This is a genomic window from Thiothrix sp. UBA5583 (assembly GCA_002425225.1).
GTDB classification, from domain to species: Bacteria; Pseudomonadota; Gammaproteobacteria; order Thiotrichales; family Thiotrichaceae; genus Thiothrix; species Thiothrix moscowensis.
The window spans coordinates 48,803-71,258 of sequence record DILV01000032.1 but is presented as its reverse complement, the minus strand read 5'-3'; the positions used below and the strand labels follow the sequence as shown (position 1 = coordinate 71,258).

Annotated in this window: 25 protein-coding genes and 1 tRNA gene; 10 read left to right on the top strand and 16 right to left on the bottom strand. The window is 54.5% G+C overall.

What is annotated here, in order from left to right; all coding sequences use genetic code 11:
• Position 1 precedes the first annotated feature (1 nt).
• From B2U47_RS14070 to B2U47_RS14060, 3 genes are all read right to left on the bottom strand, one after another.
• Positions 2 to 295 (bottom strand): NAD(P) transhydrogenase subunit alpha, encoded by a 294-nt coding sequence (locus B2U47_RS14070; protein ID WP_349675736.1) that lies wholly within the window; start codon positions 293 to 295, stop codon positions 2 to 4.
• Positions 295 to 1,422: a Re/Si-specific NAD(P)(+) transhydrogenase subunit alpha gene (locus B2U47_RS14065; RefSeq protein ID WP_296675773.1), complete on the bottom strand. Its 1,128-nt coding sequence runs from the start codon at positions 1,420 to 1,422 to the stop codon at positions 295 to 297. The genes B2U47_RS14070 and B2U47_RS14065 overlap by 1 nt, the downstream gene beginning before the upstream one ends.
• Positions 1,423 to 1,604: 182 nt before the next feature.
• On the bottom strand, positions 1,605 to 2,201 hold the full coding sequence (locus tag B2U47_RS14060; protein WP_296675769.1) for an OmpA family protein: 597 nt from the start codon (positions 2,199 to 2,201) through the stop codon (positions 1,605 to 1,607).
• 225 nt (positions 2,202 to 2,426) lie between these two features.
• On the opposite strand from B2U47_RS14060, the gene mazG reads away from it, so the two are divergent.
• A complete protein-coding gene (gene mazG, locus B2U47_RS14055; protein ID WP_296675766.1) occupies positions 2,427 to 3,224 on the top strand; it encodes a nucleoside triphosphate pyrophosphohydrolase in 798 nt (265 codons plus the stop codon).
• A 639-nt stretch (positions 3,225 to 3,863) separates the two neighbouring features.
• Here the strand turns inward: mazG and ruvA are convergent.
• The 4 genes from ruvA to B2U47_RS14035 all read right to left on the bottom strand — a co-directional run bounded on the left by ruvA (position 3,864) and on the right by B2U47_RS14035 (position 5,998).
• On the bottom strand, positions 3,864 to 4,463 hold the full coding sequence (ruvA, locus tag B2U47_RS14050) for a Holliday junction branch migration protein RuvA (protein WP_296675763.1): 600 nt from the start codon (positions 4,461 to 4,463) through the stop codon (positions 3,864 to 3,866).
• Positions 4,460 to 5,020, bottom strand: coding sequence for a crossover junction endodeoxyribonuclease RuvC (ruvC, locus tag B2U47_RS14045; protein WP_296675761.1), 561 nt, complete (start codon positions 5,018 to 5,020; stop codon positions 4,460 to 4,462). The genes ruvA and ruvC overlap by 4 nt, the downstream gene beginning before the upstream one ends.
• Positions 5,021 to 5,770, bottom strand: a complete 750-nt coding sequence (locus B2U47_RS14040) for a YebC/PmpR family DNA-binding transcriptional regulator (protein ID WP_296675759.1) — start codon at positions 5,768 to 5,770, stop codon at positions 5,021 to 5,023.
• A gap of 63 nt (positions 5,771 to 5,833) precedes the next feature.
• Positions 5,834 to 5,998: a rubredoxin gene (locus tag B2U47_RS14035; protein ID WP_296675756.1), complete on the bottom strand. Its 165-nt coding sequence runs from the start codon at positions 5,996 to 5,998 to the stop codon at positions 5,834 to 5,836.
• Positions 5,999 to 6,063: 65 nt separating this feature from the next.
• Between B2U47_RS14035 and B2U47_RS14030 the strand changes: the two genes are divergently transcribed.
• On the top strand, positions 6,064 to 6,447 hold the full coding sequence (locus tag B2U47_RS14030; protein ID WP_296675754.1) for a hypothetical protein: 384 nt from the start codon (positions 6,064 to 6,066) through the stop codon (positions 6,445 to 6,447).
• 9 nt (positions 6,448 to 6,456) lie between these two features.
• Here B2U47_RS14030 and B2U47_RS14025 read toward each other — a convergent pair whose 3' ends face one another.
• Positions 6,457 to 7,386 (bottom strand): histone deacetylase family protein, encoded by a 930-nt coding sequence (locus tag B2U47_RS14025; protein ID WP_296675751.1) that lies wholly within the window; start codon positions 7,384 to 7,386, stop codon positions 6,457 to 6,459.
• 93 nt (positions 7,387 to 7,479) lie between these two features.
• On the opposite strand from B2U47_RS14025, the gene B2U47_RS14020 reads away from it, so the two are divergent.
• The 3 genes from B2U47_RS14020 to B2U47_RS14010 all read left to right on the top strand — a co-directional run bounded on the left by B2U47_RS14020 (position 7,480) and on the right by B2U47_RS14010 (position 12,068).
• On the top strand, positions 7,480 to 10,191 hold the full coding sequence (locus B2U47_RS14020) for a bifunctional acetate--CoA ligase family protein/GNAT family N-acetyltransferase (protein ID WP_296675749.1): 2,712 nt from the start codon (positions 7,480 to 7,482) through the stop codon (positions 10,189 to 10,191).
• Positions 10,185 to 10,991, top strand: coding sequence for a bifunctional hydroxymethylpyrimidine kinase/phosphomethylpyrimidine kinase (gene thiD / locus B2U47_RS14015; protein ID WP_296675747.1), 807 nt, complete (start codon positions 10,185 to 10,187; stop codon positions 10,989 to 10,991). Before B2U47_RS14020 ends, thiD begins: the two co-directional genes overlap by 7 nt.
• A 93-nt stretch (positions 10,992 to 11,084) precedes the next feature.
• The gene (locus tag B2U47_RS14010; protein ID WP_296675744.1) at positions 11,085 to 12,068 is read left to right on the top strand and encodes an MDR family oxidoreductase; all 984 of its coding nucleotides are present in this window, start codon (positions 11,085 to 11,087) and stop codon (positions 12,066 to 12,068) included.
• A gap of 25 nt (positions 12,069 to 12,093) precedes the next feature.
• Here the strand turns inward: B2U47_RS14010 and B2U47_RS14005 are convergent, their stop codons facing one another.
• Together B2U47_RS14005 and B2U47_RS14000 are read right to left on the bottom strand one after the other, a co-directional pair.
• Positions 12,094 to 12,408 (bottom strand): hypothetical protein, encoded by a 315-nt coding sequence (locus tag B2U47_RS14005; protein ID WP_296675742.1) that lies wholly within the window; start codon positions 12,406 to 12,408, stop codon positions 12,094 to 12,096.
• A 175-nt stretch (positions 12,409 to 12,583) separates the two neighbouring features.
• Positions 12,584 to 12,659: transfer RNA gene (locus B2U47_RS14000), tRNA-Arg, on the bottom strand.
• Positions 12,660 to 12,876: 217 nt separating this feature from the next.
• Here B2U47_RS14000 and B2U47_RS13995 point away from each other — a divergent pair.
• Both B2U47_RS13995 and B2U47_RS13990 read left to right on the top strand, forming a co-directional pair.
• Positions 12,877 to 13,830 carry a c-type cytochrome gene (locus B2U47_RS13995; RefSeq protein WP_296675737.1) on the top strand — a complete coding sequence of 318 codons (954 nt, stop codon included), beginning with the start codon at positions 12,877 to 12,879 and terminating at the stop codon, positions 13,828 to 13,830.
• Positions 13,831 to 13,915: 85 nt separating this feature from the next.
• Entirely contained in the window at positions 13,916 to 15,700 is a 1,785-nt protein-coding gene (locus tag B2U47_RS13990) for an ABC transporter ATP-binding protein (RefSeq protein WP_296675734.1), read from the top strand.
• A 3-nt stretch (positions 15,701 to 15,703) separates the two neighbouring features.
• Here B2U47_RS13990 and B2U47_RS13985 read toward each other — a convergent pair whose 3' ends face one another.
• Both B2U47_RS13985 and B2U47_RS13980 read right to left on the bottom strand, forming a co-directional pair.
• Complete coding sequence (locus tag B2U47_RS13985; RefSeq protein WP_296675731.1) at positions 15,704 to 16,261, bottom strand: rhomboid family intramembrane serine protease; 558 nt, start codon at positions 16,259 to 16,261, stop codon at positions 15,704 to 15,706.
• Positions 16,258 to 16,830, bottom strand: coding sequence for a DUF1415 domain-containing protein (locus B2U47_RS13980; RefSeq protein WP_296675729.1), 573 nt, complete (start codon positions 16,828 to 16,830; stop codon positions 16,258 to 16,260). The genes B2U47_RS13985 and B2U47_RS13980 overlap by 4 nt, the downstream gene beginning before the upstream one ends.
• A gap of 149 nt (positions 16,831 to 16,979) precedes the next feature.
• Here B2U47_RS13980 and B2U47_RS13975 point away from each other — a divergent pair, with 149 nt between their 5' ends.
• Both B2U47_RS13975 and B2U47_RS13970 read left to right on the top strand, forming a co-directional pair.
• Positions 16,980 to 17,171, top strand: a complete 192-nt coding sequence (locus B2U47_RS13975; protein ID WP_296675722.1) for a hypothetical protein — start codon at positions 16,980 to 16,982, stop codon at positions 17,169 to 17,171.
• A gap of 30 nt (positions 17,172 to 17,201) precedes the next feature.
• Positions 17,202 to 17,597 carry a hypothetical protein gene (locus B2U47_RS13970; RefSeq protein WP_296675719.1) on the top strand — a complete coding sequence of 132 codons (396 nt, stop codon included), beginning with the start codon at positions 17,202 to 17,204 and terminating at the stop codon, positions 17,595 to 17,597.
• A gap of 6 nt (positions 17,598 to 17,603) precedes the next feature.
• On the opposite strand, the gene B2U47_RS13965 is transcribed toward B2U47_RS13970, so the two are convergent.
• Genes B2U47_RS13965 through B2U47_RS13955 form a run of 3 tightly spaced genes read right to left on the bottom strand, consistent with a single transcriptional unit; the run spans position 17,604 to position 20,081 of the window.
• Positions 17,604 to 19,085 carry a TolC family outer membrane protein gene (locus B2U47_RS13965; protein WP_296675717.1) on the bottom strand — a complete coding sequence of 494 codons (1,482 nt, stop codon included), beginning with the start codon at positions 19,083 to 19,085 and terminating at the stop codon, positions 17,604 to 17,606.
• Between the two features lie 20 nt (positions 19,086 to 19,105).
• A complete protein-coding gene (locus tag B2U47_RS13960) occupies positions 19,106 to 19,459 on the bottom strand; it encodes a rhodanese-like domain-containing protein (protein ID WP_296675714.1) in 354 nt (117 codons plus the stop codon).
• Complete coding sequence (locus B2U47_RS13955; RefSeq protein WP_296675712.1) at positions 19,428 to 20,081, bottom strand: protein-L-isoaspartate O-methyltransferase family protein; 654 nt, start codon at positions 20,079 to 20,081, stop codon at positions 19,428 to 19,430. The genes B2U47_RS13960 and B2U47_RS13955 overlap by 32 nt, the downstream gene beginning before the upstream one ends.
• 100 nt (positions 20,082 to 20,181) lie before the next feature.
• Between B2U47_RS13955 and B2U47_RS13950 the strand changes: the two genes are divergently transcribed.
• Positions 20,182 to 20,502, top strand: coding sequence for a hypothetical protein (locus B2U47_RS13950; protein ID WP_296675709.1), 321 nt, complete (start codon positions 20,182 to 20,184; stop codon positions 20,500 to 20,502).
• 78 nt (positions 20,503 to 20,580) lie between these two features.
• Here the strand turns inward: B2U47_RS13950 and soxB are convergent, their stop codons facing one another.
• Positions 20,581 to 22,326 (bottom strand): thiosulfohydrolase SoxB, encoded by a 1,746-nt coding sequence (soxB, locus tag B2U47_RS13945; RefSeq protein ID WP_296675706.1) that lies wholly within the window; start codon positions 22,324 to 22,326, stop codon positions 20,581 to 20,583.
• Between the last annotated feature and the right edge of the window lie 130 nt (positions 22,327 to 22,456).

Below are 22,456 nucleotides of genomic sequence, written 5' to 3'. Positions count from 1 at the left end.
TTTACTTCTCCCCTTTGCTGCTGCTTTTGAACATGTCCAGCATCCGCTCGGTGACGACATAGCCGCCGACTGCGTTACCCGCTGCCAGCACCACCGCGATGAAACCGACCAGTTGCTCCATGAAACCTTCCGCCTGACCCAATACCACCATTGCACCCACCAGCACGATGCCGTGGACGAAGTTGGAACCGGACATCAGCGGGGTGTGCAGGATGACCGGCACTTTGGAAATCACTTCATAGCCGGTGAAAGCCGCCAGCATGACGATGTAAATTGCGAGAAAACCGTCCATGATTATGCTCCTTCGACCAGTTGGCGGATGGCTGCGTTGGTAATCTTGCCTTCATGCGTCAGTAACGCGCCTGCAATCACCTCGTCGTTGAAATCGGGGGCGTATTGCCCGTCTTTCAGCATCGGGGATAGGAAATTCAGCAGGTTTTTGGCGTACATTTCCGAGGCATGGACTGGCACCTGGCTTGGCACGTTCAACGGCGCGTGAATGGTAACACCGTTGTGGACGATGGTTTGCCCCGGTTGCGTCAGGGTGCAGTTACCGCCGCCTTCCGCTGCCAGGTCAATGATGACCGCACCGGATTTCATGCCCGCCACGGTGGACTCAGGGATGATTTTGGGTGAAGGGCGACCGGGGACGGCAGCCGTGGTAATCAGCACGTCAGCAGTGGCAATGTGTTTCGCCAGTTCATCCTGTTGTTGCTGCTTTTCTTCAGCAGTCAGTTCGCGGGCATAACCGCCAGCACCTTCGGCCTTGATGCCCAGCTCGATGAATTTCGCCCCCAGCGATTGCACCTGCTCTTTGGTAGCGGAGCGCACGTCGTAACCCTCCACCACCGCACCCAGACGGCGAGCGGTAGCAATGGCTTGCAAACCTGCCACGCCTGCGCCGATGACAATGACTTTGGAAGGGCGGATGGTTCCAGCCGCTGTGGTCAGCATCGGGAAAAAGCGTGGCGCAAGGTCTGCGCCCATGATTGCCGCTTTGTAGCCTGCCACGGCAGCTTGCGAGGACAGTACATCCATCGCTTGCGCCCGCGAAATGCGCGGGATCAGTTCCATCGCGTAAGTGGTGATGTTTTTGGCCTTAAGGGCAGCGATACGTTCAGGGTGTTTGTATGGGTTGAGTGTGCCGATTAGCACGCAACCATCCTTCATCTGGGCGATTTCCGCCTCGGAAGGGGGCTGCACTTTCAGCACGATGTCAGCCTGTTGGTAAAGTTCGGCAGTGGTGGTGACGATGCTTGCCCCTTTGAAGGCAGCATCCGGGATGTGGGCGGCACTGCCAGCCCCAGCTTCGATCAGGATTTCCGCGCCCAGTTTGCCGAGCTTGGCAATAACGCTGGCTTCCATGGCAACCCGGCGTTCACCCTCGGCAGTTTCCTTGGGTACAGCCACTTTGATGGACATAGGTTCTGTCTCCAGACGGATTGTGGTGATGATGTAATAATGTTAGGCAGGAAAGTATAATCCAGCCAAAATAAAAGCGGGCTATATTAGCTGAATCTGATGAGGAAGGGGAATAGCCATTGTGGGCAGGCAAAAGAAAAGCCGAGGATTGCCCCGGCTTTTCAGGAAGCTACGCTACCGGATTACTTGGTACCAGCAGCTTCAACTTCTACGCGACGGTTCGCAGAGCGACCAGCTTTGGTCTTGTTGTCAGCAACAGGCTGGGATTCGCCTTTGCCAGCAGCCTGGATGGCAGCAGCAGGAACGCCTTTGCTGGACAGGTAGTTGGCAACAGAAGCAGCACGCTTTTCAGACAGCTTCTGGTTGTAAGCGTCAGAACCTACGCTGTCAGTGTGACCAACAACGCTGATGCCGGATACTTTCGCGCCAGCCAGGCCAGCCATGAATTTATCCAGGTTGGCTTTGCCTTCAGCTTTCAGGTCAGCCTTGTCAAAGTCAAAGTTGGCATCAGCACCCAGAGTCATTTTCTGGATTGGAGCTGGTTTTGGAGCTGGTTTTGGAGCGGGTGCTGGAGCGGGTGCTGGAGCGGGAGCCGGTGCAGCTTCGCAGCCTTCAGGTGTGCTGCCGAACTGTGCATTGACGCACTCGCCTGCACTGTTTTTGACAGCTTGCTTGTCGCTGTTTTGAACGTATTTGCCATCTTCTGCATAAGCAGTAGTTGCCATCATGGTTGCCATCAGTGCAGCGATGCTGGCGCCTGCAATTTTCTTCAGAGTCATTGTGATCTCCTTAAGCCTGGTTTCGAGTTTAACGTTGTCGGATTATCTGGTTCCGCCGCCTAGTGTGGCATTATAGGAACCAAATTGTCTATAGTGTCTTAAATATACAACAAACGTTCCGATTATAGGCTAAATCTCTATTAAGTGACTATAGCTGAGGGCAAATTTTCTTACAGATGGTGGGGGGTACAATGCCTCATCCGCACATTATTAAAGGTCAATAGTATGGTAATTCAACAACTACTGGACATCATGGCACGTTTACGCGACCCACACTCCGGTTGTCCGTGGGATGTAAAACAAACATGGCAAAGTATTATTCCCCATACACTGGAAGAAGTGTACGAAGTCGCCGATGCTGTTGACCGGCAGGATACGGCTGCTTTGCGTGATGAGTTAGGCGATTTGCTGTTCCAGGTTGTGTTTCTGGCGCAGATTGCACAGGAACAGGGTCTGTTTGATTTTAATGATGTGGTTGAGGGGATCAGCCAGAAAATGCTGCGACGGCATCCACATGTATTCGGTGCAACGGTGTATGCCGATGAACGTGAACAGAAGCAGGCGTGGGAAACCATTAAACAGGCGGAGCGCACTGACAAGGGTGTCAATGATGGTTTTTTTGCGGGTATTCCTCACGCCATGCCAGCCTTGCGTCGCAGTCAGAAACTGCAACAGCGTGCTGCTAGGGTAGGTTTTGACTGGGATCAGTGGCAGCAGGTCATACCCAAAATTCATGAGGAGCTAGGTGAAGTCCAGGATGCTGTGCGTTTGGGTGAGTCACAGGCGCGTATTGAGGAGGAAGTCGGCGATGTCTTGATGGGCGCAACCAATCTGGCTCGTTTGTTGGGGGTGAATGCAGAAAATGCCTTGCGTGTTTCCAACCGCAAGTTTGAGCAACGATTCCTGCGGGTGGAGGCATTGTTGCAAGCGCAAGGCATAACACTGGAAGATGCTAGTCTGGAGCAGATGGAAAATGCCTGGTTAATCGTCAAGCAGGAAGAGAAAACGACAGGCGGTAGCTAAATGTGCCCTGAAAAACGAAGCCCCCGACGAGCGGGGGCAGTCAACACGGGCAAAAGTTATTATTATGTTTATTGTTGTTGTTAGCCGGTTTGCATCGCCCATAGCAGTGAGTGTTTGGCTCCTGCACCGAGGCCGATCTTCCCCCTGAAAACAGGGGGCGTCGTAAGGCAAGCAGCAATTTGTTGTTATTGATGATGTTGGGCTGCTTTCTGCCTCTTGGGGCTTGCTGAAACTTTTTGTCGCTTGCTGTTTGAGCGCCATGACTCCGGGGTAAATTCCCCCCGCGTCATCCGCAGGGGGTTAGAGGAGTCGAAGCATGGTCAGGCGTCTTGTTGTTATTGATGTTTATGCCTGCTCTCTACTTCTTGGGGCTTGCTGGTAAATCTTCCTTTAACCCTTTCTTGTTGTTTTTGTCGTCCCTTTACAGGCCGTTTGGCTGTTGCTTCCCGGTCTGTGCCAAAGATAATGCAAACCCCGTGCCAACTGGCTTATATTGTAATAAGTATATGTTTATTAATAATTAGTTTGTTTTATTTGAAAGATGTTATGGATAGCTTGATCAGTGTGTTATGTCAGAAAGTGACAGGATTGACAGTTTTCAGTGGGCGGGTTTGACAAGTGACAATGTGACAGCCTGTATCAGTTAAGGCTGGCTCGCAAGGCACGACGAATCATGTCTTCCACACTTAATCCCTGATTTTCGTAAGCAGCGATCATCTGGCTAGCTTGGGCTGGCTTGTAACCCAGTGCCAACAGGGCGTTGATGGCTTCCTCGCTGGCAGGGACAGCAAGGGGTTGGGACATGGCAGGCAGGTTTGCGTTGCTACTGTCATCGGTTTGGGGCAGGCGGTCACGCAGCTCTACCACCAAACGTTCGGCAGTTTTCTTGCCGACACCGGGGATGCGGCTGAGGCGGGTAATGTCGCCAGCGTGGATGACCTGGCGGAATTCCAGCGGATTCATCCCGGAAACGATGGCAAGCGCCATTTTCGGCCCTACACCATTGACCTTGAGCAACTGGCGGAACAGTTCACGTTCGGTTTGCGAGCTGAAACCGTACAACAACTGGGCATCTTCCCGTACTACGAAGTGAGTGTACAGCGTGACTTCCGTGTGCAGTTCCGGCAGGTCATAAAAGGTGGTCATGGATGCCTGAAGTTCATAACCCACACCGTTTACGTCCAGCATCAGGTCGGGTGGTTGTTTGATGAGCAGTTTGCCACGCAGTAATCCAATCATGATGGTTGCCTCTTGCTCCCTCCCCTCTTATGGGGGAGGGTTGGGGTGGGGGGTAAGCCTGCCGCTTGGGAAATACGGTTTTGCAAATGGCTGGCATGGGCATGACACAAGGCAACAGCCAATGCGTCAGCAGTGTCGGCTTGCAGGTGTCCGTGCAGGTTGAGCAGGTATTTGATCATGTGCTGCACCTGTGACTTGTCTGCTCCGCCTTTGCCGACAGTCGCCTGTTTGATTTCCTTGGGGCTATATTCCGAGACTGGCAAGCCACTGGTGACGCCTGCACAGATGGCAGCGCCACGTGCTTGTCCCAATTTTAGTGCAGAGGCTGCATTGTTGGAGACGAATACGTTTTCAATTGCCATTTCCTGCGGCTGGTACTGGCGGATAATATGGGTGAGTTCGGCGAAAATGACACCGAGTCGTTCCGGGAGGGGGGCGTCACCCAAGCGTAGGCAGGTGCTGAATACATGGCTGGTGCGTTGCCCATCGGTGTCGATTATCCCGACTCCTGTCTGACGGGAGCCGGGATCAATACCGAGGATGCGGCGTGTTGCCACTTAGCCGTGAGATTCCAGCGATTCATCGCTGAAATCGGCGTTGGTGTAAACTTCCTGCACATCGTCGAGGTCTTCCAGCATATCGATCATTTTCAGCAGTTTTTCGGCAGTGTCGCCTTCTACCGCTGTCAGGTTGTCGGCACGCATGGTAACTTCATCGTGGTCGGGGGTGAAACCGGCAGCAATCAGGGCGGTTTTCACCGCAGCAAAATCTTCCGGTGCGGTGATGATTTCGGCGGAACCGTCCTCATCCATCTGGATGTCGTCAGCACCAGCTTCGAGGGCTGCTTCCATCAGCTTTTCCTCGTCAATACCGGGGGCAAAGTTCATCACGCCGATTTTCTTGAACTGGAAGGCCACCGAGCCGGATGTGCCGAGGTTGCCGCCGTGCTTGGTGAGGGCGTGGCGCACTTCGCCGACAGTGCGGTTGACGTTATCGGTCATGGTTTCGATGATGACGGCAATGCCGCCGGGGCCGTAGCCTTCGTAACGTACTTCGGAATAGTTTTCCATGCTGGTTTCACCTGCACCGCGTTTGCAGGCTTTTTCGATGGTGTCTTTGGGCATGTTTGCACCCAAAGCCTTGTCCACTGCCAAACGCAGACGCGGGTGGGCATTGGGGTCGGAAGTTTTGCCTTCCCGTGCCGCTACCGTGATTTCACGGATGATTTTTGTCCAGATTTTGCCGCGTTTTTTGTCAACAGCGGCTTTCTGATGTTTGATGTTTGCCCATTTGCTATGACCGGCCATGTCTCCAATTCCCGTCGTTGTTCCCGAAAAATGCGGCGTAGTTTAGCATAGCCATGCCGAGTTTCAGACTTCCATCATTTCAAAATTATCTTTGGTCACACCGCATTCCGGGCAACGCCAGTCATCCGGGACATCTTCCCAGCGTGTTTCGGGGGGAATGCCTTCTTCCGGTGCGCCTTGTTTCTCGTCGTAAATCCAGCCACAGACTACGCATATCCAGGTTTTCATTGTTTCTTGCTCTCCGTTGGGTCAGAATTTTGCGATAATAACCCCATCATCAAATTGCGCAACATATGGACTTTATTTGGTTCGGAATTTTTATCGCAGCACTTGTATGGATAGGCTACGCCGCTGGTTTGCGCCGGGGTGGGGCTATGGGCTATCAGGAGGGCTGGCAGGATGGCTTGAAAAAAGGCAAGGAAGAAGGCGAAAAGCTGGGTATCAAGAAAGGTGTGACCGAGCGGGTGCTTAACAGCATTGCCGGTTCCAAGGGCGGTTTGCTGGAAGATACCGAAAAGCAGATACGCGAGGAAATGTACACCAAACTGACATCCAAGCCCGCTCCGCCCAAGCCACCGCCATCGCCAATGGCGGCATGGATGGCTACCCTGAAACAGTTTTTCTGGTGGGGCGTGCTGACTGCCATGGTGGCAGCCATTGTCTATTTCGCCAAATAAGCGCCGGAATCAGTGGAATTCCGCCAGTTCCTTGATGTGTGCAGTGACGCTGCGCCCCAGTGGTGACAGCTCGTAGCCGCCTTCCAGGCAGGAAACTACCCGCCCGCCGCAATGTTCCTTGGCAATCTGGCACAGTTGTTTGGTGATCCACACGTAATCGCGTTCCACCAGATTGAAACCGCCCATGTCATCTTCCAGATGGGAATCAAAACCAGCGGAAATCATCACTAGTTCCGGGTTGAACTCACGCATCGCAGGTAGCCACTGCGCTTCGATGGCTTCACGCCAGGCCGCCCCGCCTGTGCCTGCCGGTAATGGCAGGTTGCGGATGTTGGGTAAATCGGTATCCGCGCCCGTGAATGGGTAGAAGGGGTGCTGGAAGGAGGAGAAGAACATCACCCGTGGTTCGTTGGCAAAGATTTCTTCCGTGCCATCGCCGTGGTGTACGTCGAAGTCGATGATGATGATGCGTTCCACCCCGTACACTTCCATTGCATGGGCAGCACCGACTGCGACATTGTTGAAAATGCAGAAACCGGCGGCGCGGTTGCGCCCGGCATGATGACCGGGTGGGCGGATGGCACAGAAAGCGTGCTTGTGGGTTCCCGCCATGACCAGATCCACTGCCATGATGACCGCGCCAGCCCCGTGCAGGGCTGCATCCAGCGTATGCGGATTCATGCCGGTATCGCCGTCAAGGTCGGCAAAGCCCTCCTTGGGAGCCGTGGCAAATACCCGATCCACGTAGGCGGCATCGTGTACCCGCAACAGGTGTTCGCGTTCCGCACAGTGGGAGTCGTAGTGGCGCGAAATCCAGTCCACCCCCGACATGATCATGCGGTTGTTGATGGCATCCAGACGATCAGAACACTCCGGGTGATGGGGAGTACCGTTATCGTGCAAATGGCAGTGTGAGTGAGTAATTACGGCAACTGTCATGTTCTTTTAAATAAAATGGGAGTAGAATATGCTGCATTGCACAAAAAGATAGGCTTTTGTGCAGTGTGTTCGTACATCATAGAGGTTTTGGTCATGAGTCACCATTACTTAAATCAACTATTCTCTCCACAGAATGTTGCAGTCTTTGGAGCCAGCCACAGGGAAAATGCGGTTGGAACCCTGGTTTTCCAGAACCTGCTGTCTGCGGGGTTCAAGGGGGCTATTTATCCGATTAACCCCAAACATGCCGAAATTCAAGGACATAAAGCCTGGGCGAACCTGACTGATCTGAACAAGCAGGTTGATCTGGCGGTGATTGCAACGCCTGCCAAAACAGTCCCAGCCATTATTCGCCAGTGTGGGGAGTATGGTGTCAAAGGTGTGGTTGTCATTTCCTCCGGCTTTGCCGAAACCGGGCCACAAGGCAAGCGTCTGCAAAAAGACATTGTGGATATTGCCCGCGAGTCTGGCGTTCACATCATCGGCCCCAACTGTTTGGGCATCATGCGCCCTTCCGTCGGTCTTAATGCCACTTTCAGCCGCAATCAGGCACAACCAGGCAATCTGGCACTGGTATCGCAGTCTGGGGCGATGTGTACCGCCATCCTTGACTGGGCAGCCAGCCAGCAAATCGGTTTCTCCACCGTCGTGACCCTGGGGGATACCGCAGATGTCGATTTCGGTGATGTGCTCGATTTTCTGGCGCTTGACCCCAAAACAGACAGCATTCTGCTGTATGTGGAAGGCATTCATGACGCCCGTGGTTTCATGAGTGGTTTGCGTACTGCTTCGCGTATGAAGCCGGTGATTGTGCTGAAAGCCGGGCGTTATGCTGAGGTGTCGCGGGCGGTTGCATCCCACACCGGTGCGATTGTTGGTTGTGATGATGCCTTTGAAGCCGCGCTGGAGCGTGCCGGAGTGGTGCGGGTCAACAACGTGAGCCAACTGTTTGCCGCAGCCCAAATCCTGTCTTCCGGTCTGCGTGCCCAGCAGGATCGCCTACTGATCGTCACCAATGGTGGTGGGCCGGGCGTGATGGCGACCGACCGGGTGGTGGAAGTCGGTGTGCGCATGGCGGAACTCAGCCCCACTACGCTGGCAGAATTGAACAAGGTGTTGCCGTTTACTTGGTCGCATGGCAACCCGGTGGACATTCTCGGTGATGCCACCCCGGAACGTTATGCGGCAGCTCTCAAGGTCTGTATGCAGGAAGAGAACCTGGATGGTATTCTGGTGCTCCTGTCGCCGCAGGCCATGACCGACCCGGCAGGGGTGGCACGGGCAGTGGTCGACATCTGCAAGGACACCAAAAACCGCAAGAACTGTAAACCGATCCTGACCTGCTGGATGGGTGAACAACAGGTGGCGGAAGGGCGCAAGATTCTCGCTGATGCGGGCGTGCCGCGTTTCCGCACGCCTGAATCGGCAGTGGAAGCCTTTGCCTACCTCACCCAGTACCGCAGTAACCAGAAACTGCTGATGCAGGTGCCTCCCTCAGTAAAAGAGCAGGCACGCGAGCCGGATGTGGGCGGTGCTCGCTTGATCATTGAAAGCGTACTGGCAGAAGGGCGACGCTCGCTTTCCACCACGGAATCACGCGCCATTCTGGCGGCATTCCGCATTCCCTCCATGCCGACCATCCTTACCCGCAGCCCGTCGGAAGCGTTGGTGGCGGCAGAATCACTCGGTTATCCGGTGGTGATGAAGATCAGTTCCCCCGACATCCAGCACAAATCGGATGTGGATGGGGTACGCCTGAATGTTGCCAGTGCTCATGCGGTACGCAGCATCTATCAGGAGCTGACTGAATCTGCCCGCCGCAGTATGCCGGAAGCCCGCATCGAAGGCGTGACGATCGAAAGCATGTATCACGGCAAGGCTTCGCGCGAACTGATGATCGGTGTGGTACGCGACCCGGTGTTCGGCCCGGTGATCAGTTTCGGTACGGGTGGTACATCGGTGGAAGTGCACCGTGACCGCGCCGTGGCACTGCCACCGCTTAACGATTACATGATCAAGAAAACCATTTGTCGTACCCGTGTGGCACGGCAACTGGGGCAGTTCCGCAACATGCCGTCGATCAATTTTGAGGCATTGTGGAAAGTGATGCAGCGTGTTTCCGAGATGGTATGTGAGCTGCCGGAAGTGGTGGAAATGGACATCAACCCACTGGTGGCAGACGAGCAGGGTGTGGTGGCAGTGGATGCGCGTTTCATCATCAACTACCCGCCAACCACGGCGCGGCGTTATGACCACATGGCGATTCACCCCTACCCGAACGATCTGGTCAAGCGTCAGCAACTGGCGGATGGCACTGACATTGTAATCCGCCCGATCCGCCCGGAAGATGCAGAAATGGAACAGGCATTCGTGCGCAACCTGTCGAAAGAGTCGCGTTACATGCGTTTCATGCAGGCATTGCGTGAGCTGACCCCGGACATGCTGGTGCGTCTTACGCAAATTGATTATGACCGTGAAATGGCGTTTGTGGCACTGAGCAAACAGGATGGGCAGGAAGTGGAAATCGGCGTGGCACGTTACGCCATCAATCCTGACAAAGCCAGTTGCGAGTTCGCACTGGTCATTGCGGATGACTGGCAGAACCGTGGTCTTGGCGGGTTGATGATGAATACCCTGATTGATGCTGCTCGCAACCGTGGGTTGCGTACTGTGGAAGGTGAGGTGCTGTCACACAATACCGGGATGCTCAAACTGATGCAGCGTCTCGGCTTCGACAAGCACCGCAGTGAAATGGATGACAATATCGTTATTGTGGTCAAGCGATTGGGAGACATCTGTTGCTAACGGAAGAAACAAACCGTCTGGTAGTGCCGGTGGTGATGACGCTGGCAGGGCATGACCCGGTTGGCGGGGCAGGGGTGCAGGCAGACATGGAAGCCATTATTAGCCAGGGATGTCACCCGGTATCGGTGATTACCTGCCTGACGGTGCAGGATACCCGCAATGTGCAACGCATTGATCCGGTTGCCGATTACCTGATCGAACAACAGGCGGAAGCGATACTGGCAGACATGCCGGTCGCCGCTTTCAAGATCGGTCTGCTAGGTAGTGTGGCGGTGGTGGAGGCGGTGCATCGCATCCTGTTGCAAGCGCCCGATGTGCCGGTCATTCTTGACCCGGTACTGGCAGCCGGTGGTGGTCAAAGCCTTTCCAGCGACCTGTTGCTGGAAGCCATCCGTGAATACCTGTTGCCACTGACCACCTTGCTGACTCCCAATGTGCCAGAAGCTGCCAGTTTGGCACTGGCAGGTGAAACACAGGATGATTACGCATTTTCCCTGCTGGATCAGGGCTGTGAATATGTGTTGCTGACCGGAACCCATGCAGCCACTGAGCGAGTGGAAAATGCCCTTTATGCGGATGGCAAGCGCCAGCGTACCTGGCTGTGGGAACGTTTGCCGCAAACTTACCACGGTTCCGGCTGCACCCTAGCTTCCGCCTGTGCTGCCAATCTGGCCAAAGGCATGGATGTCAGCAAGGCAGTGGCTGCCGCACAGGCATACACCTGGGGTAGTTTGCAGGCAGGGCGCAGGCTGGGGCGTGGGCAGTGGATTCCTGACCGGTTTTACTGGCGGCAGGGCTAACAGGTTCGCTGGTAGTGCGTGCTCTGGTTTGCGCTGCATCATTCCCTTATCATGGCTTGAACATACAACCGCTACCACCCAAGGAGTTTCCCCATGTTCAATGCCCTGCTGCTCGACCAAACTGATGGTAAAACCACGGCAGCCATCCGCCAGCTTGAAGTAGCTGATTTGCCTGTCGGTGAAGTGCTAGTCGATATTGCTTATTCCTCTCTCAATTACAAGGATGGTTTGGCTGTAACCGGTACGGGCAAGATCATCCGTTCCTTCCCGATGGTTCCCGGTATCGACTTTGCCGGTACGGTGGTGGAATCCGCTTCGGATCGTTTCCAACCAGGTGATGCTGTGATTCTCACTGGTTGGGGTGTGGGCGAACGTTTCTGGGGTGGCTATGCGCAGAAAGCACGGGTCAAGGCCGATTGGCTGGTGGCAATGCCAGCAGGGCTGGATGCACACAAGGCTATGACCATTGGCACGGCAGGTTTGACCGCCATGCTGTGTGTCATGACACTGGAAGAGGCTGGTGTACAGCCTAGCTCTGGCAAAGTGCTGGTGACAGGGGCGGCAGGCGGGGTTGGCAGTGTGGCAGTGCAATTGCTTGCACAGCGCGGCTATCATGTGGTGGCAGTGACCGGTCGCCCGGAAACCCATGAATTCCTCGGTAAACTGGGCGCAAAAGAATTTATTGCGCGTGAAACCATGCTACAACCGGCCCGTCCGCTCGAATCCCAGTGCTGGGCAGGGGCGGTGGATGTAGCCGGGGGTAGTATCCTGGCACGGGTGCTGGCGGAAATGGATTATGGTGGCGCGGTCGCCGCCTGTGGTCTTGCCAACAGCCACGAGCTGCATACCACGGTGATGCCTTTCATTCTGCGCAATGTCAGTTTGCGAGGGGTGGATTCGGTCAGTTGCCCGTTATCACGCCGCACACAGGCATGGGAACACCTTGCTGCCGAATTGCCGGAAAGTGCTTATGCCGATCTTGGCAAAGTGATAGCACTGGCAGATGTGCCGCAGGCGGCGCGTGATATTGTTGCGGGGAAAGTGCAGGGGCGTATTCTGGTTGACCCTAACCTTTGAGTTTTCAGGCTGGTTTTCCCTCTGCCTAGTCCTCGGTATCACTGGTCATGCCTGTTTCTAGAATCAGGCGTCCGATGGTGTCATCCGGGTTTTTGCGGTAAATCTGGATGGTGCCGCGTGATGAAACCACGATGATAATCTCGGCTCCAGGTCGCAGGGTTAGCTGGCTAATCTGGCTGGTTGCTATTTTTTCTACGCTGGAACGAATCTGTGAGGGTATTGCAGTGATGGGAGCTTCCGGTCGAAAAACGGCTTGAACGCGCTCTGGCAAAGCATTGCGCTGCTGTTTGAACTGTGACTGAACGGCAGATACCGACAATGATGTAACGGCCTTGCTCATGATGAATCCCCAAGAAGGTGAGCGTGTGTGATACTCCCAGTTAAAACAATAAGAATATCAAGTCCGTTAGTCTGTCTGCCGGGGATAGGTGGATGAATTTTTCTGATAAGCTGTAGGTCAAGGATGGAAAGGAAGGCGGGCTTATTTTTATTTCTATGCAAGTGATTGATATGGTTGGCGCACCCGGCTGGAATCGAACCAGCGACCCTTGGCTTCGGAGGCCAATACTCTATCCCCTGAGCTACGGGTGCGACGTGGGAAGTGCATCATACCCAACCCTGACCTTCACGTCCATTGCCGTGTGTGAGGCGAAAACCCCATTTTTTCGTGTGATTCATATCAAGTTTTCTTCCCTGATGGATAGCGAGTATTAGCAATATTGAATATAATCCGCCGGTTCATGATTTTCTAACATCCTAGATTCACTGATTGTCGGGCGAGTTTGCGCCCGGTTTACAGGAGGCAAAAGTGGCTCACTCAACACCTAAAGACCCAATGGCAAAACCCGTGCTGATCGGTGGTCTTGTTCTGATCGGTGCGGCAGTTGCCGTACTGGTATCCAACCTGTTCAGCACCATTGAGAAAAACTCAACCAAAGGTGCTGAAGATACCTCCATGCAAGCGGCAGCGGCTGAGATCAACCTCGCGCCAATCGGCAAGGTAAACGCGGTAGACAAGTCTGTTGCCAAGGCTGCCCGTTCCGGTGAAGCTGTCTACAATGCCGTTTGTACATCATGCCACAGCGCTGGTGTTCTGGGTGCTCCCAAAATTGATGACAAGGCGGCGTGGGCTCCACGTGTTGGCAACGGGTTGGATGGTTTGATGAAAAATGCCATCAATGGCCTGAATTCCATGCCTGCGCGTGGTGGTGATCCCACCATCACTGATGAAGAGCTGACCAATGCCGTCGTTTATATGACGGGCAAAGCTGGTCATGACTTGTCTAGTCAGGTTAAGAAAGCGGCTGCTCCTGCTGCGCAAGAAAGTATGGCTGGCATGTCCGGTATGGCTGCGGCTCCAGCACAGGAAAGCATGGCTGGTATGTCCGGTATGGCTGCGGCTCCAGCACAGGAAGGCATGGCTGGCATGTCCGGTATGGCTGCGGCTCCAGCACAGGAAGGCATGGCTGGTATGTCCGGCATGGCTGCGGCTCCTGCGCAAGCGGCTGCTCCGGCTGCTGCTGTTGATGGTGCAAAAATCTACAAGGCTACCTGCTTCTCCTGCCATGATGTGGGTGTTGCCAACTCTCCCAAACTGGGTGACAAAGCTGCCTGGAGTGCGCGTATCGCTGCTGGTAACGATGCGATGTACAGCAACGCACTCAATGGCAAAGGCGCTATGCCTGCCAAAGGTGGCAACGCAGCGCTGTCTGATGCTGAAATCAAGGCAGCCGTTGATTACATGGTTGCCCAATCCAAATAAAACGGGTTTACCAGCCATGATCAGGAAAGGCGCTAACCAGCGCCTTTCTTTTTTGTGCTGCACCCAAAACAGGTAGTATTGCTGCATGACAACCTCCACTGCTGAATACACCTGGCAAGACCTGTTCCGACAGGCATTAAACCACCGCAAGGAACTGCTGATTGCCAACGTGGTGGCACTGCTTGCTGCACTCATCAGCGTGCCTATCCCGCTGCTGATTCCCCTGTTGGTTGATGAAGTCCTGCTGCACAAACCGGGCTGGATGGTCGCCGGTATGAATAGCTTGTTTCCTGCCAATTGGCAGGGCCCAGTGCTGTATATTACCGCGCTGACGGTGCTGACCGTGATCATGCGACTGGCATGGCTATTCACTTCCGTTTGGCAAACCCGCGAATTCACCCTGATCAGCAAGGATCTAACCTACCGTATCCGCCAGCGGCTGTTACAACACATCGAAACCATCCGCATGAGCGAATATGAAACCCTCGGCAGCGGCACGGTCAGCTCACGGCTGGTGGTGGATGTGGAAACCATTGACACTTTCCTCGGTGCAACCATCAGCAAATTCATCGTGGCGGTTTTGTCACTGGTGGGAGTCACAGCGGTGTTACTGTGGCTGCACTGGCAACTGGCGTTGTTTATCCTGTTACTCAACCCGCTGGTGGTTTTAATCACTCTCAAGCTCGGTAAATACATCAAAGACCTGAAACGTCAGGAAAACAGTGCGTTTGAGCTGTTCCAGCAAGCCCTGACCGAAACGCTCGACACCATCCAGCAAATCCGTGCCAGCAACCGTGCCAGCAACTTTTTTGGGAGGGTGGCAGACCACGCGCACGAGGTAAGAAACCATGCCGGACAATTCGCTTGGCGCAGTGATGCTGCCAGCCGCTTGTCATTTACCGTGTTCATTTCCGGCTTTGATCTGTTCCGTGCGGTCAGCATGTTGATGGTGGTGTTTTCCGATCTAAGCATTGGTGAAATGCTGGCAGTGTTCAGCTACTTGTGGTTCATGATGGGGCCGGTGCAGGAAGTGCTGGCCATCCAGTACGGCTGGTATGGGGCGAAAGCGGCCTTGCAACGTATCAATACCTTGCTGGCAATGCCGCCTGAGCCTGATTATCCCCATACCTACAACCCGTTCCTGGGTAAAAACACGGTCAGCGTGCGGGCAGAAAACATCACCTTTGCCTATGGTGACAAACCACCTGTGCTGAAAAACGTCAATCTGACTATCCAGTCCGGGCAGAAAATTGCGCTGGTGGGGGCAAGTGGTGGCGGCAAATCCACTTTCGTACAAGTGTTGTTGGGGCTTTACCAGCCGCAGCAAGGGCAGTTGTATTTTGACGGTGTACCCGTCACGGCAATCGGTTTGGATGTCGTGCGTGAACACGTTGCCACTGTCTTGCAACAACCGGCACTGTTCAACGATAGTATCCGAGCCAACCTGACCCTGGGGCGTGACTTGCCTGATGAGCAGTTGTGGGATGCACTACGCATTGCCCAACTGGATGATACCATCCGTGCGCAGACACAAGGGCTGGATACCATCGTCGGGCGGCAGGGAATGCGTTTGTCCGGTGGACAACGCCAACGGCTGGCGATTGCGCGGATGATTTTATCCAACCCCTGCGTGGTGATTCTTGATGAAGCCACTTCCGCCCTGGATACGGCTACCGAACAGCAATTGCACGCGGCAATGGCAGAATTCCTGCGCGGGCGTACCACTCTGATCGTGGCACACCGTTTGAGTGCAGTGCGTCAGGCCGATCATATTTTCGTGTTTGAAGACGGCGGGATCAGCGAGCAGGGAAGTCATCAACAACTGTTGAAGCAGGATGGGCTATACCGGAAGCTGTATGGGGATGCGTAAAGGCTAACCCGGCTTGCGCATCAACAGCCAAGCGACCACCCCGCCAGCGATGCCACCAAACAGATGCCCATCCCACGACACGCCTGCCTGCCCTGGCAAGATGCCGGTCAGCAGGCTGGAGCCGTAAAACAGGGTTACAAGCACGCTGATGAAAGAGGGAATCGTGCGTTTTTCCAGAATGCCGGACACAATCAGGAACACGGCAAGGCCAAACACCAGGCCGCTTGCACCAATGTGCATCGAATAGCTGCGCCCGAACAGCCACAATAATAATCCCCCCAACACAGCAGTTATTACGACGACCGCCCGCGAATCAGCCCGTGAACCTGCCAGCAAGGCCAGCAACACCACCAGGGGAATAGTGTTGTTGAGCAGGTGGTTGAAATTGGCGTGCAGAAACGGTATGGTCGCCACCCCAATCAGGCCGCCCCAGTCACGCGGAACCAGCCCGAAACGTTCCAGCGGCAAGATGCGATCCAGCAGGAAGACTCCCCAAATGGCAGCAATGAACAACAGGACTGCGGGCAACTCTTCGCGGATGCGGTGGACATGACTGGTCACGAGGGTTCCTCTTCTTGTTGCAGGCTGGCCTCCAGCACCTGCTGGTGGTGGCGCTTGCCCAATGTGTTCATGGTCTGGATATTGCGCTCAGGAATGGCATCCACATCAGGATAGCTGGCAACGGCCTTTTCCAGGCTGTCTTCGCGGATCAGGTGCAACATCGGCCAGGGTGAACGGTTGGTGTAGTTTTCGGCATCATCCAGTTGGGTATCGGCAAACTGGTAATCGGGGTGGAAACTGGCAACCTGAAACTCGCCTTCGTAGCCTTCTTCCGCCAGCAGTGCATCCACAATGTCCAGAAAGTCGTTGTAATCCAGAAAATCCACCAGAGTGTTGGGATGGATCAGCAAGGTGGTTTCAACTTCGTCTACCAGGGTAGTCCGCAGATGCTCCAGTTCCTGTTGCAGGTCTTCCAGCAGGAATTCAGGGCGGGCGGAATCAGTAACAACGTAACGGATTTGCCCTCCTTTGAACGGTTTGTGCGCAAATGGGCACAGGTTGTGTTTGAGGACAACGTTTTCCAGCCAATAGCGGGTCTGGGCGATGTAAGTGGCATTGCTGTATTTCATGATCTGAGCATAACCTGTCCGGTGATGGGAAAAAAGCATCTGTTTGCCAAACGGTGTTCCGGTTATTTCCGACCATCCCCTAAAAAATCCTGATCGAACGGAATAATCCTGAATTTCTAAAACAAAATTCGGGTGCTACTATTATTTTTATGAAAGATGAAGATTACCTGACGCTGGATGGGCGTTCCCTGCAAATATTCCTCACTGTGCTGGAGCAAGGTTCAGTGACGACGGCGCTGTGGCACAAGCGCCATGAACGCGACCCTACCCACCAATGGTTACGTTTCCAGATGGAAGAAGCCGCCAACCAGCTTGTGCAGCGCCTCAAGTCGGTCAAGTGATACACTGGCGGCTTTTTAGGGGGCTGCCTGATGCCATTATCCGCTTACTGTTTGCTGCTTTATCCGCAGGGTGCAACCACTGCGTCGGTCTTGCCTGTCTTGCAGGCGGTGGGGCTGTTGGGGAAAGCGCTGGAAGAGGGCGTATTTGCAACGGGCGAACAGTTTCTCCAACACGTCTGTTTTCTAGGATGTTCGCCGGATATTGAGCTGGAACCCCACCCTGTCAAGCCGTTCTGTTACGTAGGTGTGCCGGTGGATGATGCCGAAACGGTATTCCAGCCCATCCGCAAGCCGCTGTTGCGGGTGCGTCAATGGGTGCTGATCGGCAATGTGCATGAAGCGGAAGCTGTGCCGGATGCCGCCTTGCTGGATGTGTTGGCGGCGGCATCCGGTTGCCGCTGGAAGTTTGCTTACCTCAAACCCTGAGCTGGCTTACTTGGCTGCTTTGCCGGGTTGCTCCGGCATGACGTAGTATTGATAGCCACCATCTGCTGCTGAGGATTTTTCCACTGCTGCTGGTGCTGCGGGCTTCACCTGTTCACTGATCTGGTCGGTAGCTTCCGGTTGGTCTTGGCTGCTGTCAGCGGCTACTTGCTTGGGAGCGGCGGTCATGAAAGCGCTCATGGACGCCACATCTTTCTCACTCAGGGTTCCGGCAGCCTGCCGCAGTGCCAACTGGTTTTGCAGGTAGCTGTAACGGGCGCTGGCATAATCGCGGCGGGCGCGGAACACGCCACGTAAGGAATTCAGCACGTCCACCGCAGTGCGGGTTCCCACTTCAAAACCGGCCTGGGTCGCTTCTGCGGCAGTTTCGGCTGCGCTAAGTGCCTGCTGGGCGGCTTTGGTCTGACTGATGCTGGATTGCACGGTCAGGAAAGCGGAACGTGCCAGTTGCTCGGTCTGGCGCTCCTGAAAATCGTGTTGCTGTTGTGACTGACGCAGGTTGTGCTGGGCTTCGCGCACTTTGGATGAGATTGCGCCACCGGTATACAGTGGTACGCTCAGATTTACACCGACTGATGAATCGTTGGAGCGCCGGTTGTTGAAAGTGTCATTGTCTGCATACGCCCCTGTGTGGTTGGCAAATAGATTGACCGTGGGGGATTTGGCAGCACGTTGGGCTTCCACTTCCTTTTGCTGGGCGGCAATCGCCTGTTTGCTGGCACGTAGCAAGTGGTTTTTCTGCTTGGCGGTGTTGACCCATGCCTCAATGCCGTTGGGTTCCGGCATGGTCAGCGGCATGTTGGTGCGTGGTGCATTCAGCGATTGGTAGAAACCGCCAGTCAGCACGCGCAATTGCTCGCGGGCAACATCCAGTTGCTGGGTGGCGGCAATTTCTTGGGCGCTGGCTGCGGCGTGGCTGGCTTCGGCTTCCTTGACATCGGTAATGGCGGAACGGCCTGCATCGAAATAAGCCTTGGTCTGTTCAAGCTGGCGACCGATGGCAGCCTTTTCCGCGCGAGCAAATTCAAGGTTGTCTTGTGCGGTCAGTGCCCTGAAATAGGCATCTGCCACGCGGGTAATCAGGTCTTGCCGGTAAGATTCCAGTGCGGCAGTGGATTGGGCAATCAGGGCGTCGGTTTTGCCCACGGTCGCATTCAGGTTTTTGTTGTACAGCGATTTGCTGACACCCAGGGTGTAGCTGCCTGCTGTGCCATCTACTGTATTGCCAGTGAGGCTGTTGCGCTCACTGCTGTACGCAGCGTTGCCACTCAGGTTGACCTGTGGCTTGAGACTTGCCAATGCTTGCTGTTTCTTTTCGACGATAGCCAAATGGTTGCTTTCCTGCGCCTTGAATTGGGCATCGTATTCTTTGGCTCGCTGATAAACCTGCAACAGGTTTTCGGCGAAGGCTGCCGGTGTGGCAACAGTGAACGTGCTTGCAACCAGTAGTGCCAGTGTCCGTGTTTTCATGATGATATATGTCTCATAGGTCAGTAAACCGGCATGTCGGGGTCAATTTCCCTTGCCCACCGATCAATGCCACCTGTCAGATTGATCACGTGAAAGCCGCTGCGTTCCATGAAATAACAGGCGTGTGCGCTACGGATACCGTGGTGGCACACCACCAGCCATTCTTTGCTTTTGTCCAGTGTAGCCATTTCCTGCAACAGTCTGCCCAGCGGGATAAGGGTGGAGCCCTCGAAATGGACAATAGCGTATTCCCAAGGCTCGCGTACATCCAGCATTTGTACCTTTTGCTGGGGATTTTCCAGATGTCCGGCAAGTTCCTGGGGTGTCCACTGGCGCATGGGGTCAGAAAACGAAAGTGCTGCCGCTACTGGCACCGTCAAGTGCCTTGAGGCTGGTTTCAAACAGGTTGGTGCGTGTGTATTCGCCGTTTTCCTGACGTGTTACCAGCATGGCCTGCATGTTTGCACCCGTACCGACCACGATGAACAGGCGACCGCCAGGTGCAAGCTGCTCTTCAAAGCGTGCAACATAGGCGGGAACCGAACCTGTGATCGCAATCACGTTGTATAGTTGACCTGAAGTCCAGCCACGCATGGCATTGCCGGTGTGCAGGCTGTAGTTCTTCATTTCCATTTCCAGCAGGCGTTCTTCCGCCTGTCGGGTAAACGCTTCATGGATGTCGACGCTATCCACATGTTTGCTAAGATGAGCCATGCAGGCAGTAACAAACCCGCTGCCTGTCCCGATTTCCAGGCAGGTGTCATTCTTGGTGATGGCAAGTGCTTGCAGCATTTTGGCTTCGATACGCGGGTGCATCATGTACTCGTCGTGCCCCAGCGGGATTTCGATGTCGGCAAATGCCAGCTTCCGGTGTACGGGTGGGACAAAATTCTCACGGGGAATAAAACCAATGGTGCTGAGAACGGTCTCATTCAGTACATCCCACGGACGTATCTGCTGTTCGATCATGTTAAAGCGGGCTTGTTCCAGATTCACGTGCAGGCTCCAGGCAAAAGAATGTGGTAAGGGTACGGATTACGGCGGGTTGCTGCAAGTTGTTGAGTGTTACAAAACAAATCCATTCGCGAGGTCATGTATGCAAAAGTCAGGAATGCTGCTGATAGGGAGCATGTTACTGGCGTTCTCCCTGTCCGGTTGTAGCCGTTCAGACGCCCAGGAACCGGATATTTCCGCCATCAAGGGGCAAGGCAGTGGTGATAATGGTTTCGTCACCTGCCAGAATCCACGCCCTGAAATCTGTTACGAAATTTATGCGCCGGTCTGCGCCAGCAAGGATACGGGAATCCGCTGTGTGACCACACCCTGCCCATCCGAGGAACAGGTGATGTTTTCCAATGATTGTACCGCTTGCGCTGACCCAAAAGTGCGCGGGTATGTGGCAGGGCAGTGCCCGTAACGATTACGCCAACAAAAAGGCGAACCCGCAGGTTCGCCCAAACTGCACAGGCATAAGCCCGGCAGGAGTTAGGAATGCTTAAGCCAGACCTTCGTTGCCGTCGACATTTTTCAGCTTTGGCGTGTTGAGTTCGATCTTACCGATGGTTTTCTTGCTGCGCAGGTAATCAGCAACCACTTCCCAGATTTGCTTGTTCTTGGGCACTTCTTCCTGCACGCTTGCCCAGCCTGCTACCGGGTAGGTTTTCTTCGCATCCAGTGGTTTGCCGTTCAGTTCCATGTCGCTGACACGTTCACCCATTTTGGCAGTCGGGTCGAAACTGAATTTCAGGCCACCCACGCGCACCATGTCGCCGCCTTGCTGGTAGTAAGGATCGGCGTTGAACAGGTTGTCTGCCACGTCTTCCAGAATGGTCTTGATCATTTCGCCTGCCATTTCGTTGCGGGTGACAGTGCCATAGGTAATGGCGGTCTGGTCAGCCACGTGCTCGAATGTGATCGGCTGACCCGGCAGTACCGATGTACCCCAGCGGAAACCGGGTGAGAACGCGATCGGTGCATCCAGCCCTTCCATCAGTGCGTTACAGATCAACTGGTCGAATGTGCCGTTGAAGTTGCCGCGACGGTAGAGGGTTTCGTCACACACCGCGAGTTCTTCCGCCAGTTCCTTCTTGTAAGGTTCGCGGATTTTGTCGATCAGTGCCTGCATGTCCTTGTTGGGTTCCAACAGGTTGGAGAAGACCGGCAGCAGTTTGTAACGATAATCTGCCACCTTGCCGTCTTTCACTTCCAGATCGAGCACGCCAAGGAATTTGCCGTTGGAACCGGCGTTGGTGACAAGGGTCTTGCCGCCTGCGTTTTCGACTACCACTGGCTGGAATACGCCGTCATGGGTATGACCGCCCATAATCGCGTCAATGCCGGTAACTTTACTCGCCATTTTCAGGTCAACGTCCATGCCGTTGTGGGACAGGACTATCACCACTTTTGCCCCTTTGCCTCGGGCCTCATCGACCATTTCCTGCATCCGGTCATCACGGATGCCAAAGCTCCAGTCAGGAACCATATGGCGCGGGTTGGCAACCGGCACATACGGGAATGCCTGACCAATGATGGCAACTGGCGTACCGTTGATTTCCTTGATCACATACGGGGCAAACACCGGCTCTTCAAAGTCGTTGCTGATCACGTTTTGCGCCACGAAATCAATCTTGCCTGCAAAATCCTTTTCGATGACTTCTTTCACGCGATCAGCACCGAAGGTCATTTCCCAGTGCGGAGTCATCACGTTCACACCCAGGGCGAGCTGGGCATCCACCATGTCCTGTGCATTGGTTTTCAGGGAAGTCCAGGAGCCTTGCCAGGTATCACCTCCATCCAGCAACAGGCTGCCGGGGCGTTGCGCCCGTACCTGATCCACCAGGGTTTTCAGGTGGGCAAAACCACCGACCTTGCCGTATTTCTTCGCGGCTGCGTCGTAGTCCAGATAGGTGAAGGCATGAGCATCCATCGTGCCGGGTTCAATGCCGTACTTTTTCAGGAAATGCTCGCCGACCAAATGCGGCACTGCGCCTTTCATCTTGCCAATACCGATGTTGACATTGGGTTCACGGTAATAAATGGGCAGGAGCTGGGCGTGGCAGTCGGTGTAGTGCATGACCGAAACATTGCCGAATTTGGGCAACTCATACGGGTTGGAAGGGGCTTTTGCATCAGTTTTGCTGCCTTCCTTGCTGGCGTCGGCGGCAAAGGCACTGTTCAGGCTGAAACCGGCGGCACTGGCGGCTGCCAGCATTTGCAGAAATTCGCGGCGATTCATACTCACGTTGTTGCTCTCCTCAAACGTTTGACGTTGTTTTGCGATAGGAAATGATTTCACGATGGGAGAGTGACGGGGTGAAGTACAAAATATTCCATCTTTTTTGGAATATTTCACGGGTTTTCGGCATCATCCG